We start from the raw sequence: 16,293 nt of genomic DNA, 5'->3' as shown, positions 1-16,293 counted from the left end.
GCCGAAGTCGAACAGTGTTACCTCCTCATCTCCGTCCAGGTCGGCATCGGGGTTCCAGTTGCTGTCGCCTGGCTGCGTGCCAAACGCCGCCACCAGCGCACCGAAGTCAAACAGCGTCACCTCGTTGTCTCCGTCGACGTCACCGTTCGGCAGGATAACATCGACGCCCTCGACGTCCGCATTGACCACCTGAATGCCTCGGGCAACCACCCGCAGCCAGTGACTGGCCTTGAAGGCGATGTCGTAGTTGCCCGGAGTCACATCGGGAATCACATAGTTGCCTGCATCGTCCAGTATCAGGATATCCGTGCGGATGGGGTCGGTGCTACCTGCGGCACGTAATTGCGCCTGCACAGGCACAGTGGACGACATGCCACCAAAGTCACCCAGGGTCACTCTTCCGCGTACGCGGTATCCGAGCGGTTTGAGCACCACGTTGTCGATATCCATGAACGTGGTGGCAACAGGCCAGTAGATACCCACTCGCGTCCAGATGGTCACTCTGGTACCGGTGGGTACAATGGTGGTTTCGAAGTGCCGCCAGGGCTTATCGCCGGTGGCGTCTTCTACTACAACCCAGACGATGCTGGCGCTATTAGGGTCGGTGCCGCCAGTCAGGTCGTAGCCAATCCGGCGTTCCTGCCCAGCTCCAGGGTCTGTTGTTCCTGCCACCAGGTAGTCAAAAGAGAGGACATGAGGCACCCCCGGAATAGTGCCATTGACGACCTGGTAAACACCCCCACGGAATGACTGTCCTGCGATCTGTCCGCTGATGATGCGCTGGGCATTGCCGGGAACCCCACCCACCTGCCAGAAGTGGGTGCTGCCGGGGTAAATAGGGTTCACAGTGCCGGCATCCCACCACGACCAGCCGTTGGCGACCTTTTCGTTGCCCATCGGCGTGTAAAACCCGCCTTCGAAGTCGCCGTTGACTACCAGGTTCTGCCCAAATACGGGCAAGGCTACTACGCCAATCAGTAGCATCAGCAGCCCAAAGCGCTTCATAGGTCTTTCCCTCCTTCCCGAGAATGCTCACGGTGCACAGTGAAAACGCCGTGGCGCCACTACTGGTCGCCGATTTGCCCGAAGTTGCTCACCAGCACGCCGAAGTCGAAAAGTGTCACCTCCTCATCGCCGTCCAGGTCTGCCTCTGGATTCCAGTTGCTATCGCCGGGCACGCTACCAAACGCAGCGACCAGTTCCCCGAAGTCAAACAGCGTTACTTCATCGTCGCCGTCGACGTCGCCGTTACGCAAGGTGGCATTCGCGGTGCCGCCGGGTATGGTTACCCCTCGTACAATCGTAGTCAACCAGTGAGAAGCCTTCAGCGCGATGTCGTAAGTGCCTGCCGCCACATTCAGGGATGCAATCTCATACGCGCCATCAGAAGCCAGCGGCACAGTGACCACATCCTTGACATCGCTGTGGTCGGCCGGGTTCAACACCTGTACCGTCACGCTTTGCCGGGTGTAGTCGCCACCGTAGTCTCCCAGCGTCACCACGCCGCTCAGCGCGACTCCCTCGCGTTCCAGCACAATGTTGTCCACATTGGCGTATACCCCCAGCGGCGTGACGGAACCCACCTTGAATCCCACACGGTACTCGCCTGCAGTGGCGATGTCAAAGGTGACGGTGAATTGCCTTCAGTCCATGAAATTGCCCTGCGTAATGGGCGGCTTGCTCCAGCCGGGAGCACCGGGCTGGCTGTCACTCAATCCGTTCTCCTTCTTCAGAATACCCCATTCTACCCATGTGGCTCCTCCCGGATTGCCGTCCAGCGGTCGCAAACCTCCCATGCGCAGCCAGAAGGACAGCCGATATCTGCCGGGGTTCAGGAAAATCGTGGGAGACGCCGCCTTGTGCGAGTCATAAATTGCCCAGGAGTGGAACGAGCGTCCCTGATAGGCGTACGGTTGCAGGCTGATAACGTCCCACCCTGAAGTAAGCCCCCAGCCATCGTTTCCGTAAATCCAGTCAGCGGGTAATGTTGCCTGAAACGGAACGTTGAGGTCCAGGGGGCTTTCTCCTGTGTTCTGCTCCCAGTCTACGGTTTGCGTTGCTCCCTCGAAATCTTCCGTGTAAATGGGCGCGGCTTGCAGGGGAACAAGCAGAACCAGCAGAGCTGCGACGCAAACATAGAGGCTTACGCGAAACATGGTTCACCCTCCTTCTCTCCATACAGACTTTTTATCTCACATCCCGCTGTGTCTCAGAAGCGGGAGACTGCCTCTGGTGTGAAGTCCTTACCCGTGCGAAAAAAACTCACAAATCCTCTGGCATTGTTATCCACGCAGTTAACCTGCGCAATCGTTTACATTTGTATTTTACGCTTCCCAATATTGTTTGTCAATACTCTCCATCACCAGCAATGGTAAATTCGAAATCCGGAGGCTGCAGGAGTCCTCTGTCTGCACAGGGAAAGGTAGAGTACAACCTTTTGTAAGTGTGAGGGGAAAAGATGGCAAAACGGATTCCGATTGCGGTTCAACTGTACTCCGTTCGCGACGATTGCGCCAGGGACCTGCCCGGCACTCTGTCCGCCATCGCCAGGATGGGCTATGAGGGCGTGGAGTTTGCCGGCTACCATGGCTACAGCGCCAAAGACCTGCGCAAAATGCTGGATGACAACGGGCTGAAGTGCTGCGGCACACACATCGGCATCAATACCCTGCTGGGTGATGAACTGCCACGCACCATCGAGTTCAACCAGATTCTGGGCAACAAGTTCCTGATTGTGCCCGGATTGCCGGGCGAATACACCAGCTCCCGCAAGGCGTGGCTGGACACCGCCAGGCTGTTCAACGAGATTGCGGCGAAGGTGAAGCCATACAAGATGCGTGTGGGCTATCACAACCACACCATCGAGTTCAAGCCGTTGGACGGGGAGCTGCCGTGGGACACCTTCTTCGGCAACACGGTGAAAGATGTGGTGATGCAGTTCGACACGGGCAACGCCATGCACGCCGGAGCGAAGGCGGCGGATTTCCTGCGCAAGTACCCCGGTCGCGCCGCAACGGTTCACCTGAAAGAGTTCTCCAAAAGCAACCCGAATGCCGTGCTGGGTGAGGGCGACATTAACTGGAAGGAGATTTTCGAACTGTGTGAGACCATCGGCAAGACCGAGTGGTACATCGTGGAGCAGGAGACTTACGCTCATCCGCCGCTGAAGACGATTGAGCTGTGCCTGCAGAATCTGAAGAAGATGGGCAAGTAGTTGTGCGGCTTTGCGGCGCACCCGAACCCGGTTATCCCAAAACCAGGGACTGCGCTGCAATGGGATGTCCATAGCAAAACACAGCCCCCACCGCGAAGGTGGGGGCTTGTGGTGGTTCGTGACTCCTAGTCCTCGTCTAGACCGCCGCTCAACTCCACGCCGGCAACCCGCAACTGAGTGATGGCACGCTCCAGCGCCATGCGCGCGCGATCGTGGTCTACGGTCGGGTCCTGAAGCATCTGTCTGGCACGAATCAAAGCCTCCCTTGCCCGCTGGATATCGATATCCTGTGGACGTTCGGCGGCGTCCGCCAGCACCAGCACCCGATTGTTGGCGACCTCCATAAATCCGCCTGAAACCGCCACGTTCTCCTCGGTATCGTCAGGGTATCGAATGCGCAGGATACCCACGTTCAACTCGGTGACCAGCGGCGCATGGTTCGCCAGCACGCCCAGGTACCCTTCTGCTCCGGGCGCGATGATGCTGACCACCTCTTCGGACAGCAGCGCGCGGTCCGGAGTGACAATTTCCAGATGGAAGGTCTTCGCCATCGTGTGCCTCCACTATGCCTGAGCCAGCAGACGCTGCGCCTTCTCGATGGCATCCTCGATGGTGCCCACCATGTAGAACGCCTGCTCGGGCAGGTCGTCGTGCTTGCCTTCCACAATCTCCTTGAAGGAGCGCACCGTGTCGGCGATGGAAACGTACTTGCCAGGGTTGCCCGTGAACTGTTCCGCCACGAAGAACGGCTGCGACAGGAAGCGCTCGATCTTGCGGGCGCGTGCCACCAGCAGCTTGTCCTCGTCCGACAGCTCATCGATGCCCAGAATGGCGATGATGTCCTGCAGCTCTTTGTAACGCTGCAGAATCGCCTGCACCGCGCGGGCGACCTCGTAATGCTCCTGCCCCACGATATTGGGGTCGAGGTTACGCGACATCGACGCCAGTGGGTCTACCGCCGGGTAGATACCCTTTTCCGCAATCCGCCGCTCCAAGTAGACGTATGCGTCCAGGTGCGAGAAGGTGGTCGCCGGGGCGGGGTCAGTCGGGTCGTCGGCGGGCACGTAAATCGCCTGCACAGAGGTGATAGAACCTCGCTTCGTGGAGGTGATGCGCTCCTGCAAGGCGCCCATCTCGGTACCCAGGGTGGGCTGGTAACCAACCGCACTGGGAATACGCCCCAACAGCGCGGACACTTCCGAACCCGCCTGCACGAAGCGAAAGATGTTGTCGATGAATAGCAGCACATCCTGTCCCTGTTCATCGCGGAAGTATTCCGCCATCGTCAAAGCGGTTAAGCCCACGCGCAGGCGCGCGCCCGGCGGCTCGTTCATCTGCCCGAACACCATACACGTCTTGTTGATGACGCCGGAATGGTTCATTTCCAGCCACAGGTCATTGCCCTCGCGGGTGCGCTCGCCCACGCCCGCAAACACCGAGACGCCACCGTGCTCGGTCGCGATGTTGCGAATGAGCTCCTGGATCAGCACCGTTTTGCCCAGACCTGCGCCACCGAACAGTCCAATCTTTCCACCTTTGTTGAACGGCGTCAGCAGGTCGATGACCTTCAGACCCGTTTCCAGAATCTCGGTGGTGGTGGATTGCTCCTCAAAGGATGGGGCGGGGCGGTGGATGGGCATACGCTTCTGGGCGTTGACCGGCCCGCGCTCGTCGATGGGTTCACCAAGCAGGTTGAACACCCTGCCCAGTGTTTCGGGCCCCACCGGGACGGAAATCGGACCGCCTGTGTCCACTACTGGCATCCCACGAACCAGCCCGTCCGTGGAGTCGAGCGCGATGCAGCGCACCATGTCGTCGCCCAAATGCTGAGCTACCTCGCACACCAGATGGATGCCGCGTGCGGGGTCGTCGATGGACACTGCATTCAAGATAGCTGGCAGTTCCCCTGCGGGAAACCGCGCATCCACCACCGGTCCCATGACCTGCGCCACTTTGCCTGTAGCCATCGATATTGCTAACCTCCCGTTATCCTCTTTATGAAAAGATGTCAGACACCTTGCACTCGAAGCCGGGCAACACGTCTTCGCCAGCGAGTGTGTCTCCCTCGCCGTAAATCCTAAACGTACCCCCGCCACGATGTACCGCCACCGTTCGGGTAGCAGGGTCTACCACCCAGACCATGCGCACCCCGAAGTCCAGCCAGTCCTGCACCTTCTGCGCCACTTCGCCATAGGTGTCGGTTGGAGAGACGACCTCCGCCACCAGGTCGGGAACAAACCGCGCAAAATGGCGCGACCAGCGTTCAGGGGCGCGGTCACGTGACACGTAGGCAAAATCGGGCGCGCGCACGGTCGCAGGCTCCTCCGATAGCACAAAGCCCGTCTCCGCAGCGAACGTGTAACCCAGTTGATGTTGCTTCACAAATTGCGACACGACAACAGCAATCTGCATCGCGATGTAGCCATGTTCATCGTTTGCAGGTGCCAACTCCCTCAGTTCCCCCCTGACCAGTTCCAGCCGCTTGTCGGTCTGGTGACACAGCTCCCAGAACTCGTCTACCGTGTATGTCCGCTTCTCGGTCGCAACCGCCATCGCCTTTCCCCGCCTTTACCACGCGAAAAGCTCCGACACCCTGCATTCAAAGCCGGGCAATACATCCTCGCCAGAAAGGACGTCCTCTTCCCCAAACACTCGCACAGGCTGATCGGGGCGATGCACGCTCACCTGCCGGTTGGACGTATCCACCACCCACACCATCCGCACGCCCGCCCGCAGCCAGTCGTTCACCTTCTCCGCCACCATCGCGTAGGTGTCCGACGGCGACGTGACCTCCACCACCAGGTCAGGAACGATGTCGCCGAAGCGCGCTGGTAGCGCACCTTGTGGCAACCTCTCCCGCTGGACGTATGCCACATCTGCTGCGCGAACCGTTTGCCCCTCGTCTCGCTCACCGATTGGCAGCAATACGCCGGTCTCTGCTCCCAGCACGATTCCCAACCGATGGGTCACCACATAGTTAGACAGCAAACGGGTCGCGTTGACGACCACCACGCCGTGTTGCCATCCCGTCGGGGTCAATTCGCGCAACTCCCCCCTTATCAACTCCAGTCGTTTATCCGTCTGGTGACACAGCTGCCAGAACTCGTCTACCGAATATGTCCGCTTCTCGGTCGCTACTGCCATCGCCCTTCCCCGCCTTTACCACGCAAAAAGCTCCGACACCTTGCACGCAAAACCAGGTAACACGTCCTCGCCAGATAGGGTGTCCTGCTCACGCAGCACCTGCGTTGGCTGACCTGTGCGGTATACCCGAACTGTCTTGGTCGCAGGGTCAATCACCCAAACGAGGCGCACCCCTGCGTTCAACCAATCCTCAACTTTCTCTGCCACAGACGAAAACGTGTCCGATGGCGACACCACTTCTGCGACCAAATCAGGCGCAAAGTCGGCAAAACGTTCGATATGGCTTTCCATCACGCGCTCGCGGGATACATAAGCCATATCGGGCGCGCGAACCGTCGCAGGCTGCTCGGATAATACGAACCCTGTCTCGGCTGCGACCACATACCCTAGTCGTTGGCTCATCACAAACTGGCCGATCAGCACCTGTAACTTGCCCGCCACCAGCCCATGCTCGAAGTTCGCTGGTGCCAATTCCCGTAAAGCCCCCTTTACCAGTTCTAGTCGTTCATCCGTCTGGTGACACAGCGCCCAGAACTCGTCTACCGTGTATGTCCGCTTCTCGGTCGTTACTGCCATCGCCCTTCCCCGCCTTTACCACGCAAAAAGCTCCGACACCTTGCACGCAAAATCGGGCAGCACGTCTTCGCCCGAGAGAGTGTCTGATTCACCGTACACCCGCACCGATTGATTGGGGCGATGCACGCTTACCTGTCGACTGGACGTATCCACCACCCACACCATCTGCGCGCCCGCCAGTAGCCAGTCGTTCACTTTCTCCGCCACCATTGCGTAGGTGTCCGACGGCGACGTCACCTCTACTACCAAATCGGGAACTATTTGTGCGTAACCCACAGGCAACTGTTCGGGAAGCCGCTCTCTTCGAATAAACGCCGCGTCTGCGGCGCGTACAGTTGGTTCATCACCTGCGTGCAAAACACATCCTGTCTCGGCTCCCAATGCAACGCCACGTTGACCACCACTTGCATACACATCCAGCAGCCGCGCTATTCTAGCACAAACCCTACCATGCTCCCATCCAGTTGGCGTCAATTCTCTCAATTCCCCTCTCACCAGTTCAAGCCGTTTGTCGGTCTGGTGGGACAGCACCCACAAATCCTCTATCGTGTGTCTCCGTTTCCCTGTGACAACCGCCATTGTTTTTCCCTGCCTCAGTTGTCCTGCCAGGTCACGTGCCCATCTGCCCAGATTATCGCCCGTCCGTATGGGGTCTGGATGTATCCTGTCATCGTTTCGGAAGGCCGGTCGATACCGGACAGACTGTTCGCGTTCATCAGGTAGAAAAAGCTGGTGCCCGGCAGGTTGAATATCTCCTGATTCTTGATGTAGGGCAGCAGGATTGCCTGGATGTCCCCCGTATTGGGAGGAAAGGTCTCATCATAGTCCTGCACGTACATTAGCAACGCCAGCCCAATCTGTCTGGCGTTGGAGACGACCGCTGTGCGCAGTGCCTCACGGTGTAATGCCTCATACTGTTCTCGGTTCAGTTTGCGCAGGTTGACTACCCATGCCGCACCGCGCGAAACGTACCATACGGCGTCGCCACTCGGTGACAGGTCGGCCGCCTGCACATCAGCGCAAATCAGCGTGCGTCCGCGACTGCCAACGAGCCACGCCGACCGCACCTTTGCCGTGTCTGTCCCCGCTGTTAGTTCACTTGGCACTATTTCTACACGCAGCGCACGGCGGCTCACAGGAGGCTCATAGAGGGAAGGCAACTGCGAGACAGGCTGGCTTGTTCCTGCGAGAGGGTCCACAAAGATGAACTTTCTCTCCGTTTGACCCTCAGGCGTTTGGTGGAACACGGTAGAGACCAGTTTCGTGCCATCTGCTGTCCACGGCGCCAACAGCCAACTCATATGGGGTCGCCGGGTTTCGGACGAGGCGAACACCTGTTCGTAGGCTACAGGTGCGCTCAGAGTGCCGTCCGCCCGAAGTATCTGGTAGGACTCCTCGCCCAGCAGCAGGGCAATAGGCTTTACCGGCGAGACGTTCATCTCCCGCCAGCGGTCGGGTTCTCCTAAGATTTTCAAGGTGCCAGTGCCTGCGTGCAACCGGGCAAAGACAGCGCTCTCGTCCCAGAGGTTTTCTGCTATTTCGCGCTGACCGCCGTACATCTTCAGCAGCGCAACAGGTGCACCCGCCATCCACTGGATGTCCAACACGAGCTTCTCCCCGCTAGTGCCTTTCCACACCTCTATGGCTCGCTTCTGACGGTGATCCCACAACAGAATAGACCACTGAAACTGCTCAGATGGGTGCTGCGGGTCGGCAAGACGTGCGTACCGGCGCACGACGACAGCATACCGCCCGTCGCGCGACCATTTACCGTTCACCACCTCCGGTGGGGCAACAAACTCATGCGAGGCGACCACTACCGCCTCGCCTTCGGTGAAGACCACCGGCGAGCGCACCACATTGGGGGGCTGCGCCAGTCCCCACGCGATCGTCAATGCCACACACAATGTCGCCAGCAGGGGCAGGCAGATACGGCGGAACATTGTTTCCACCTCCGGGCAGACGTGTTACTCGTTCTCCTTCAGCGCCTCCGCTCCCGACACCACTTCCAGGATCTCTTTGGTGATCGCTGCCTGTCGGGCGCGGTTCAGGTTGAGAGTGAGCGTCGATATCATTTTACCCGCATTGTCGGTAGCGGCGGACATGGCGGTCATGCGCGCGCCGTGTTCGCTGGCAGTGGCTTCCAGCAATGCCTGATACACCAGATTCAGCACGTAGCGGGGCAACAGCCGCTTCAGCAGGTCTTCAGAGGATGGCTCGAAGATGAAATCCAGATGCTCCAGCCGTCCGTTCTCCGCTTCCACGCGCTCTACAGGCAGAAGTCGCTGTACCGTCGGGATTTGCACGAGCGCACTGCGAAAACGGCTGAACGCCAGATAAAACTCGTCGACCTCTTCCGTCAGGAACATCTGCTGAGCAACGCCTGCTATCTCCTGGGCGTGTGCTATGGTAGGTCCCGAAAGCGGAATGTTGAAGTGCTGCACGGAGGGATAACCGCGCCGTTGCATGAACTGCATCCCCTTTTTGCCGACAGTCAGCAGGCGCACCTGTTCGGAATCGTACTGCTGCACGAAGTCCAGACAGCGACGGATAACATTGGTGTTATAGCTGCCACACAGCCCTCTGTCGGCGGTGATGAGCAGTACACCCACGCGCCGTACCTGCTCACGGCTTTGCAAAAGGGGGTGCTCGATCGAGCCGCTTGCCAGCGCCAGCGTGCCGATGAGTGTCTGCATCTTTTCGGCGTAGGGGCGAGCCGCCAGCACGCGGTCCTGCGCCCTTTTCAGGCGCGCCGCCGCAATCATCTTCATCGCGCGGGTAATCTGCTGGATATTGCGCGCGACGCGAATGCGTTGCCGGATTTGTCGCAGGGTTGCCATCGCTTATGCCTTGAACTGCCTCTTGAACTCTTTGACCGCTTTCTCCAGCGCGTCTTGCGTCACCGAGTCGATCTCTTTCTCACGGCGGATATGCTCCGGCACTTCGGGATACTTGTCGTGCACGAAAGCGAGGAACTCCCGCTCGAAACGCTGGATTTCGCTCACCGGCACATCATCCAGATATCCCCCCGTACCGGCAAAGATGACGATAATCTGGTCTTCTACCGGCATGGGCTGATACTGCGGTTGTTTGAGCAGCTCCACCATGCGCTGTCCGCGCGCCAGCTGCTGTTGCGTCACGCGGTCAAGGTCGGAGCTGAACTGTGCGAACGCCTGTACCTCGCGATACTGCGCCAGGTCGAGCTTCAGGCGTCCCGCGACCTGCTTCATCGCCTTAATCTGGGCGTTTCCACCCACGCGCGATACCGAAATACCCACGTTCATCGCGGGGCGAACGCCAGCGAAGAACAGGTCGCTCTCCAAATATATCTGCCCGTCGGTGATGGAGATGACGTTCGTGGGGATGTAGGCGGAAACGTCGCCCGCTTGCGTCTCGATGATGGGCAACGCGGTCAGCGAACCACCGCCTTTCTCATCAGACATCTTGGCGGCGCGCTCCAGCAGGCGCGAGTGCAGGTAGAACACATCTCCCGGATACGCCTCACGCCCGGGCGGACGGCGTAACAAGAGAGAGACCTGGCGATACGCCTGCGCGTGCTTGGACAGGTCGTCATACACCACCAGCGCGTGCATACCGTTGTCGCGGAAGTACTCGCCCATGGTACAGCCTGCATAAGGGGCGATGTACTGCAACGGTGCGGGGTCGGACGCGCTCGCCACCACCACTGTGGTGTAATCCATCGCACCGTAGTCTTCCAGCGTTTTCACTACCCGGGCGATGGTACTCAACTTCTGCCCGATGGCAACGTAGATGCAGTAGACTGGCGAGTCGGTCTGATGGGTGTATTTCTGGTTGATGATAGTATCCACCGCGATAGCGGTTTTGCCCGTCTGCCGGTCGCCGATGATGAGCTCGCGCTGTCCCCGTCCGATAGGGATCATGCTGTCTATCGCTTTGATACCGGTTTGCAGGGGTTCTTTCACGGGCTGACGATGCACCACGCCCGGCGCCTTAATCTCCAGCAAACGATATTCATCGCTCACGATAGCCCCTTTGTCATCGAGCGGCTGTCCCAGCGGGTTCACCACCCGTCCGAGCAACGGTTTGCCCACAGGCACAGACAGGATGCGCCCTGTGCGCTTCACCGTATCTCCCTCTTTGATGTTTTCGTCGCTACCGAGGATGATAACGCCGACGTTATCCTCCTCGAGGTTCAGCGCCATGCCCATCGTGCCGTCGGGGAACTCGACGAGCTCGCTCACCATCACATCCTGCAAGCCATACACGCGGGCAATACCGTCGCCCACCTGCAGCACCGTACCAATGCCGACTTCTTCATAACCGCGCTGGTACTGCTCCAGCTCTCTCTCCAGAATGGACGTAATCTCTTCAGGGCTTATCGCCAAGGCTCCTGCCTCCTCATCCCTAAGCATTCAGCAAATACTGCCGCAGCCGCAGCAGCTGTCCACGCACACTACCGTCGATAATGGTATCACCGATGCGCACCACAATGCCACCAATCAACGACGGGTCTACCCGCGTCTGCAGAACCACCGTCTTGCTGGTACGCCGTTCCAAACTGCGAACAAGCGCCTGTTCCTGATCATTGTCCAGAGGGTAGGCCGTCGTCGCCTGCACGCGAAGGATGCCCAGGTGTTCGTCGCGCAGTTCCACATACTCGCGTGCCACCTCGGGCAGTAAGCGCTCGCGCCTCTTGTCCACCAGCACGCTCAGCAGAGATGCCAGCAGGGGGTGAGTATGCCGCCCGATAGCCTCCTGCACCATCTGCTGCTTGCGCTCACGCGGAATGAGTGGATTCAGCAACAGGGTGCGCAGAGGCGGTTGCTTGTTCAAAGTATCCAGCAACTGCTGCAACGCCTCGTTCACCTCATCCACAGCCTGTGTGCGCACCGCTGCATTGAACAGGGCGCGGGCATACCGTTTGGCGACACGTTCCTCTCTCATGCGCTGCTCGCCACCTGCTCAATGAAGTCTTCGACCATCTTGCGGTGTCTGGCGTCATCGACGCTCTCCTGCAGGATACGCGATGTCGCCAGCAGGGTCAGGTCTACCACCTGCGTGCGCATTTCCGCCAGGGCCTTTTCCCGCTCGTAGCGAATGACCTCTTCGGCGTCGCGTATCATCTTTTCCGCCTGCTGTCGGGCTTCCGCAAGAATGTGCTCCCGTACCTCCTGAGCCTCTTTCACTGCCTGCTGGATTTGTGCACGCGCTTCCGCCTCGATACTGGCAAGACGTTGCTCGTACTCGCTACGCAGACGCTCCATCTCCTGACGGGTATGCTCGACCTTGTCATAGGTCTGCGCGATGTCCATCTGGCGCTGCTCCAGATAGCGTGTCGCAGGATCCCACAGGTACCTTTTGAGCAGCACCAGTAACAGCACGAACCCGACCATCTCGACGACGATGGTCGCCGGTTCGATGCCCAGTTGATGCATGATTTCGCCCATGTGTCGCTTCTATGCCTCGCTATGCTTGGACGTTTGTCGTTGTAAGAGGTGGGGTGCAAAAGCACCCCACCGGCAGCTACTTGGGTAGATTCGCGAGTGCATCGATGCCGGGCAGCTTGCCCTGCAGCAAGAAGAACATCAGCAGGGCGTAAATCACCAGCGACTCGATGAACGCCAGAGCGATAATCATCGAGGTTCGGATGTTGCCCGCTGCCTCTGGTTGGCGAGCCATGCCTTCCAGCGCCGCAGCGGCTGCACGCCCCTGCGCAATCGCCGCCGACAACACCGCTACCGGCAAGCCGAAACCGACCGCCAGTGCTAACCCGAATAGATACAGATCCACGCTCTTCCTCCTTGTACTCAGTATTTTATCGAAAGCGGCACAGTGTGCCGCGATGGCTACCTCAGCCCGCTAATGCGCGTGCTCTTCTTCGTGCTGAGTCATGAGGGCGATGTAAATGCCCGCCAACAGCGTAAATACCAGCGCCTGCACAAAGCCGACAAATACTCCAAACACCAGTATCGGAAACTGGAACGGGATGGGCAACCAGATAGGCAACAGCGATGCCGCCAGTCCCACCAGCACGATAATCACCTGCTCCTTTCCATACATGTTCCCATACAAACGTATCGCCAGAGACAACGGCTTTGCCAGCTCGCTAATAATCTCCAGCGGCACCATCAACGGCCAGAGCAACGGATGTGTCCCCATGGTAAAGTGCTTCAAATAGCCTACAACGCCGTTGGCGCGAATGCCCTGCCACTGTACATAAAAGAACGTGATCACCGCCAGCGCAATCGTCGTGTTCAGGGTGGCAGTCGGTGCAGCCTTACTGAAAACAGGCACCAGCCCAATCAGGTTGGAAGTCAAGATGAACAGGAACAGCGTGCCCAGAAAAGGAGCGTGCTTTTCCCCGCCGGGCCCGATGACGTTCACTGCGAAATAACGGAACGACTCCACCGTCTGCTCTGCGACGTTCTGCCAGAACCCCCGAGGAACCTTCTCCATGCGGCGTGTGCCCGCTCTCGCTGCCAGCAAAAGAAGCACCGCCACGAACCCCGCGTTCGCCACAAACAGCCATGGACTGGCATGATGACCTTCCAACTTCGCTTCTGACGACCTCCTTTTACATCTCCCGCGATTTACGAACCGTTTTGGGTGCCCAGTATGCAACGCTCAGCCACGCCGGACGACGCCACCCTCGCCGAAACGCCAGGACTCCCACCGAAAATGGCAGTAAAGTAACCCCCATCACAAAACCCGTAATACACATTATCGGTTGTCGCGAGACTATCCATAACACCGGCAGCAGCACCAAATAGCGCCCTAGCGCATGTTTCCAGTACCACCTTCGGGGTCTGGTGATACTCGGGTTCAGGGCATCCGCCAGTTGTTGCAGGCTCCACAGCGCGAACGCCGCGACCACTGCACCTGCCAGATAGCCCGCCGCTGCCTGCCATTGCCTGTAATGTAGCAGCAGATACCCGCCTGTGGCAGCCAGCCATGCTATACTTCTGTAGGCGACGCGCAGTTCCTGCATCGCTATTTTGGCTTACGCTCCTCCCGCTCGATCTGGTGAAGAATATGCACCATCTCCACAAATCCCAGCACGATACCCACCACCAGCCCAATCATGGAGATGACCGGCTCGGTGCCGAATCTTCCGTCCAGCCACCGTCCGGCGAAATAACCCATCACCGGCGGTATCACCAGCGACAACCCGATGGTGCTTGCCAGCGCCATCGCTCGCATACCTTTGTTTATCGGAGCCTCCGTCCGATGAGGCTCACCTGGCGGGCGAATATCGGGCGCTGGTATCTCCGGCGGCTGGGGAAGCTCAGGAGCTTTGGGCAGCTGCGGCTCCTGGTCTTCCCGGTCACTGCCGGGCGTACGCTCGCTCGGTGACGAACCGCTCATGTAAGACGCGCACCGCCTTTTCTACGTCGCTCTCGTTGACCAGACAGGATAGCGACATCTCCGAGTCCGCCGTCTGCAACACCTGAACACCTGCTTCATACAGCGTGCGCAGGAACAGCGCCATCATTCCCGGACGACGGCTCAGTTTGGCAGCAATCAGGGATACCATCGTGCAGTTTTCGAGCACTTCCACAGGAACTTCCTGTACGGGGATAGCCTCTCCGAGAGCGCTCAGCATCTGCTTCTGTAACAGGTACTCCCGAGAGGGCTTGTCGCCCACGCGAAAGATGAACAGCCGCTGAGGAGGGTTCCCTGCCGGCATTACCAAACCGTCCAGCAGGCTCTGCACCAGGCTCCAGCGGTCGCGAGGCACTGCGAAGCTCAGAGTGTCATGGCTGTAGCTGTTCAGGTAGAGGTTAATATTCGCCTGCGCCATCAGCCGGTACAGCTGCAGTTCTATCTCCGGTTTCTCGGGTGTCTCCCCGATATGGAAAATCAGGTAGACAATTTTGCCAGTGATGTGGGTGACTCCGGTCACCTCTGGCAGGTCTACCCCCTCTGCGCTCTCACTGGAAGTTACCAGTGTGCCCGGCTCTTCGGTAAAAGTGCATTTGACCCACAGAGGGATGTTGTGGAGCATCGCGATTTCGGCAGCACGGGGATGAAGCACTTTAGCTCCCTGGTGCGCAATCTCTGCGACCTCTTCATAGCTGATGACCGGCAGAGTTCGCGCATCGGGGATGATGTCGGGGTCGGCGGTTTTCACACCGTCCACATCGGTGTAGATTTCCACCGCTACAGCGTTCAGGGCAGCACCCAGAGCGGAGGCAGTGGTATCGCTGCCACCACGCCCCAGGGTGGTGATGTCGGGGTGAAAACCCAGCTTGTCTTCGGCAACGCCCTGAAATCCGGCGACCACCACAATACGTCCGGCTTCCAGATGGTGTCGGATAGCCTGAGGATGAATCTGCAGCACTCTGGCGTTGCCGTATTCGTTATCGGTAATGATACCTGCCTGTCCGCCGGTGAGAGCAACCGCATCATAGCCCATGGTTTTTAGCGTGTGAGCCATGACCACTGTGGAAATAATCTCCCCACACGCCATCATCAGGTCCATCTCGCGGGCATTGGGCGGCACAGACGGGTCGATACTGCGCAGAAACTCGATCAGGGTATCGGTGGCATACGGAGCGCCACGCCTGCCTATCGCAGAGACCACCACCACCGGCGCAAAACCATCTTCCTTGGCACGTATCACCTTGCGGGCGGCGATTTCGCGGTGTTCCGGTGTGTCGATAGAGGTTCCCCCGAACTTCATCACCAGGATTTTCACCGCGCCACCTCCCCCAGCTGGAACCGACGACGCAGCGACTGAGCAGCGGCGAAGGCGCGTTCTTCGGCGACAAGGCACTGTACCGTATTGTGCGAATCACCGGTCTCGATGATGTGCGCATCCGCTTCCCAAAGCGACTCCGCAATCTGAGCCATTATCCCCGCCGACTCGCGCATGTTCGAAGCCACCGTAATGACCAGCGCAAGATTGGGTACTATCTTGTGTTCGAGCCCGAGAACATCCAGACAACGGCTCACGCAGGGCACGTCGGACTGGCTCACTGCGAAGGTAATCCAGTCGTGGTGGATTTTCACCAGCGACACGTTGACGCCCTGTTCCGCAATAGCTTCCAGCACTTTCAGGTGGTTGTATAACCCTCTTTCGCCAGAGCCTGCGCGCACGCGCACGTGCGCCAGCCCGACCTCCACCCGTACGTCGGTAACTCCGCGCTCCTGCTCAATAAAAAACCGCCTGCCACGCGGCTGCGGAAGATGTTCATACATTCGCCGGCTCTTCTTCATCTTGCCAGTTCGCGAAGGATTTCTCAATCGCCCAATAGTATACCGAATGCTCTGTCGGGGTGTCAAGGTTGCTCCCTGGCATTGTGGTTTCCAATTTGAAATGTCCTATTTTATTCCCAATTTGAAATGTCACATCGTCTTAATCCCCGGAAATACCT

The 16,293-nt window shown here is 58.7% G+C and carries 21 protein-coding genes; 1 reads left to right on the top strand and 20 read right to left on the bottom strand.

Annotation, left to right across the window (positions count from 1 at the left end; all coding sequences use genetic code 11):
* The 3 genes from K6U75_16560 to K6U75_16550 form a co-directional block, all read right to left on the bottom strand.
* Positions 1–1,005 (bottom strand): hypothetical protein (locus K6U75_16560; protein ID MCL6476645.1); only part of this gene is annotated, 1,005 nt, incomplete at its 3' end.
* 59 nt (positions 1,006–1,064) lie between these two features.
* Entirely contained in the window at positions 1,065–1,595 is a 531-nt protein-coding gene (locus K6U75_16555; GenBank protein ID MCL6476644.1) for a hypothetical protein, read from the bottom strand.
* A 48-nt stretch (positions 1,596–1,643) separates the two neighbouring features.
* A complete protein-coding gene (locus tag K6U75_16550) occupies positions 1,644–2,156 on the bottom strand; it encodes a hypothetical protein (GenBank protein MCL6476643.1) in 513 nt (170 codons plus the stop codon).
* Between the two features lie 302 nt (positions 2,157–2,458).
* Here K6U75_16550 and K6U75_16545 point away from each other — a divergent pair, with 302 nt between their 5' ends.
* A complete protein-coding gene (locus tag K6U75_16545) occupies positions 2,459–3,214 on the top strand; it encodes a sugar phosphate isomerase/epimerase (protein MCL6476642.1) in 756 nt (251 codons plus the stop codon).
* 125 nt (positions 3,215–3,339) lie between these two features.
* Here the strand turns inward: K6U75_16545 and K6U75_16540 are convergent, their stop codons facing one another.
* The 17 genes from K6U75_16540 to K6U75_16460 form a co-directional block, all read right to left on the bottom strand.
* Positions 3,340–3,765 (bottom strand): F0F1 ATP synthase subunit epsilon, encoded by a 426-nt coding sequence (locus K6U75_16540; GenBank protein ID MCL6476641.1) that lies wholly within the window; start codon positions 3,763–3,765, stop codon positions 3,340–3,342.
* Between the two features lie 12 nt (positions 3,766–3,777).
* Positions 3,778–5,181, bottom strand: a complete 1,404-nt coding sequence (gene atpD, locus K6U75_16535) for a F0F1 ATP synthase subunit beta (protein MCL6476640.1) — start codon at positions 5,179–5,181, stop codon at positions 3,778–3,780.
* A 28-nt stretch (positions 5,182–5,209) separates the two neighbouring features.
* Positions 5,210–5,767 carry a Uma2 family endonuclease gene (locus K6U75_16530; protein MCL6476639.1) on the bottom strand — a complete coding sequence of 186 codons (558 nt, stop codon included), beginning with the start codon at positions 5,765–5,767 and terminating at the stop codon, positions 5,210–5,212.
* A gap of 15 nt (positions 5,768–5,782) precedes the next feature.
* Entirely contained in the window at positions 5,783–6,358 is a 576-nt protein-coding gene (locus K6U75_16525; protein ID MCL6476638.1) for a Uma2 family endonuclease, read from the bottom strand.
* A gap of 15 nt (positions 6,359–6,373) precedes the next feature.
* The gene (locus K6U75_16520; protein MCL6476637.1) at positions 6,374–6,934 is read right to left on the bottom strand and encodes a Uma2 family endonuclease; all 561 of its coding nucleotides are present in this window, start codon (positions 6,932–6,934) and stop codon (positions 6,374–6,376) included.
* A 15-nt stretch (positions 6,935–6,949) separates the two neighbouring features.
* Positions 6,950–7,513: a Uma2 family endonuclease gene (locus K6U75_16515; GenBank protein MCL6476636.1), complete on the bottom strand. Its 564-nt coding sequence runs from the start codon at positions 7,511–7,513 to the stop codon at positions 6,950–6,952.
* Between the two features lie 14 nt (positions 7,514–7,527).
* Positions 7,528–8,877 carry a hypothetical protein gene (locus tag K6U75_16510; protein ID MCL6476635.1) on the bottom strand — a complete coding sequence of 450 codons (1,350 nt, stop codon included), beginning with the start codon at positions 8,875–8,877 and terminating at the stop codon, positions 7,528–7,530.
* 24 nt (positions 8,878–8,901) lie between these two features.
* Positions 8,902–9,774 carry an ATP synthase F1 subunit gamma gene (atpG, locus tag K6U75_16505; GenBank protein MCL6476634.1) on the bottom strand — a complete coding sequence of 291 codons (873 nt, stop codon included), beginning with the start codon at positions 9,772–9,774 and terminating at the stop codon, positions 8,902–8,904.
* A gap of 3 nt (positions 9,775–9,777) precedes the next feature.
* Positions 9,778–11,301, bottom strand: a complete 1,524-nt coding sequence (gene atpA, locus K6U75_16500; protein ID MCL6476633.1) for a F0F1 ATP synthase subunit alpha — start codon at positions 11,299–11,301, stop codon at positions 9,778–9,780.
* 19 nt (positions 11,302–11,320) lie between these two features.
* Entirely contained in the window at positions 11,321–11,860 is a 540-nt protein-coding gene (gene atpH / locus K6U75_16495) for an ATP synthase F1 subunit delta (GenBank protein ID MCL6476632.1), read from the bottom strand.
* On the bottom strand, positions 11,857–12,363 hold the full coding sequence (atpF, locus tag K6U75_16490; protein ID MCL6476631.1) for a F0F1 ATP synthase subunit B: 507 nt from the start codon (positions 12,361–12,363) through the stop codon (positions 11,857–11,859). Before atpF ends, atpH begins: the two co-directional genes overlap by 4 nt.
* Before the next feature lie 76 nt (positions 12,364–12,439).
* Positions 12,440–12,700, bottom strand: coding sequence for an ATP synthase F0 subunit C (gene atpE / locus K6U75_16485; GenBank protein MCL6476630.1), 261 nt, complete (start codon positions 12,698–12,700; stop codon positions 12,440–12,442).
* A gap of 75 nt (positions 12,701–12,775) precedes the next feature.
* A complete protein-coding gene (gene atpB, locus K6U75_16480) occupies positions 12,776–13,468 on the bottom strand; it encodes a F0F1 ATP synthase subunit A (protein MCL6476629.1) in 693 nt (230 codons plus the stop codon).
* Between the two features lie 22 nt (positions 13,469–13,490).
* The gene (locus K6U75_16475) at positions 13,491–13,904 is read right to left on the bottom strand and encodes a hypothetical protein (protein MCL6476628.1); all 414 of its coding nucleotides are present in this window, start codon (positions 13,902–13,904) and stop codon (positions 13,491–13,493) included.
* A 2-nt stretch (positions 13,905–13,906) separates the two neighbouring features.
* Positions 13,907–14,116, bottom strand: coding sequence for an AtpZ/AtpI family protein (locus K6U75_16470; protein ID MCL6476627.1), 210 nt, complete (start codon positions 14,114–14,116; stop codon positions 13,907–13,909).
* 124 nt (positions 14,117–14,240) lie between these two features.
* The gene (locus K6U75_16465) at positions 14,241–15,614 is read right to left on the bottom strand and encodes an aspartate kinase (protein MCL6476626.1); all 1,374 of its coding nucleotides are present in this window, start codon (positions 15,612–15,614) and stop codon (positions 14,241–14,243) included.
* The gene (locus tag K6U75_16460; protein ID MCL6476625.1) at positions 15,611–16,117 is read right to left on the bottom strand and encodes a hypothetical protein; all 507 of its coding nucleotides are present in this window, start codon (positions 16,115–16,117) and stop codon (positions 15,611–15,613) included. The genes K6U75_16465 and K6U75_16460 overlap by 4 nt, the downstream gene beginning before the upstream one ends.
* Between the last annotated feature and the right edge of the window lie 176 nt (positions 16,118–16,293).

This window comes from Bacillota bacterium, from assembly GCA_023511455.1.
In the GTDB taxonomy this organism is placed as follows: Bacteria; Armatimonadota; HRBIN16; order HRBIN16; family HRBIN16; genus HRBIN16.
Note: the sequence above shows the minus strand (reverse complement) of the source record. Positions and strands in the feature narration are given on the sequence as shown.

What these genes read in the sequence shown, in the direction of transcription:
- K6U75_16515 (MCL6476636.1), bottom strand. Translation starts at nt 7,513, where the DNA reads ATGGCGGTTGTCACAGGGAAACGGAGACACACGATAGAGGATTTGTGG.
- K6U75_16530 (MCL6476639.1), bottom strand. Translation starts at nt 5,767, where the DNA reads ATGGCGGTTGCGACCGAGAAGCGGACATACACGGTAGACGAGTTCTGG.
- K6U75_16540 (MCL6476641.1), bottom strand. Translation starts at nt 3,765, where the DNA reads ATGGCGAAGACCTTCCATCTGGAAATTGTCACTCCGGACCGCGCGCTG.
- K6U75_16475 (MCL6476628.1), bottom strand. Translation starts at nt 13,904, where the DNA reads ATGCAGGAACTGCGCGTCGCCTACAGAAGTATAGCATGGCTGGCTGCC.
- atpG (MCL6476634.1), bottom strand. Translation starts at nt 9,774, where the DNA reads ATGGCAACCCTGCGACAAATCCGGCAACGCATTCGCGTCGCGCGCAAT.
- K6U75_16460 (MCL6476625.1), bottom strand. Translation starts at nt 16,117, where the DNA reads ATGTATGAACATCTTCCGCAGCCGCGTGGCAGGCGGTTTTTTATTGAG.
- K6U75_16550 (MCL6476643.1), bottom strand. Translation starts at nt 2,156, where the DNA reads ATGTTTCGCGTAAGCCTCTATGTTTGCGTCGCAGCTCTGCTGGTTCTG.
- K6U75_16525 (MCL6476638.1), bottom strand. Translation starts at nt 6,358, where the DNA reads ATGGCAGTAGCGACCGAGAAGCGGACATATTCGGTAGACGAGTTCTGG.
- atpH (MCL6476632.1), bottom strand. Translation starts at nt 11,860, where the DNA reads ATGAGAGAGGAACGTGTCGCCAAACGGTATGCCCGCGCCCTGTTCAAT.
- K6U75_16520 (MCL6476637.1), bottom strand. Translation starts at nt 6,934, where the DNA reads ATGGCAGTAACGACCGAGAAGCGGACATACACGGTAGACGAGTTCTGG.
- atpF (MCL6476631.1), bottom strand. Translation starts at nt 12,363, where the DNA reads ATGGGCGAAATCATGCATCAACTGGGCATCGAACCGGCGACCATCGTC.
- K6U75_16545 (MCL6476642.1), top strand. Translation starts at nt 2,459, where the DNA reads ATGGCAAAACGGATTCCGATTGCGGTTCAACTGTACTCCGTTCGCGAC.
- K6U75_16470 (MCL6476627.1), bottom strand. Translation starts at nt 14,116, where the DNA reads ATGCGAGCGATGGCGCTGGCAAGCACCATCGGGTTGTCGCTGGTGATA.
- atpD (MCL6476640.1), bottom strand. Translation starts at nt 5,181, where the DNA reads ATGGCTACAGGCAAAGTGGCGCAGGTCATGGGACCGGTGGTGGATGCG.
- K6U75_16510 (MCL6476635.1), bottom strand. Translation starts at nt 8,877, where the DNA reads ATGTTCCGCCGTATCTGCCTGCCCCTGCTGGCGACATTGTGTGTGGCA.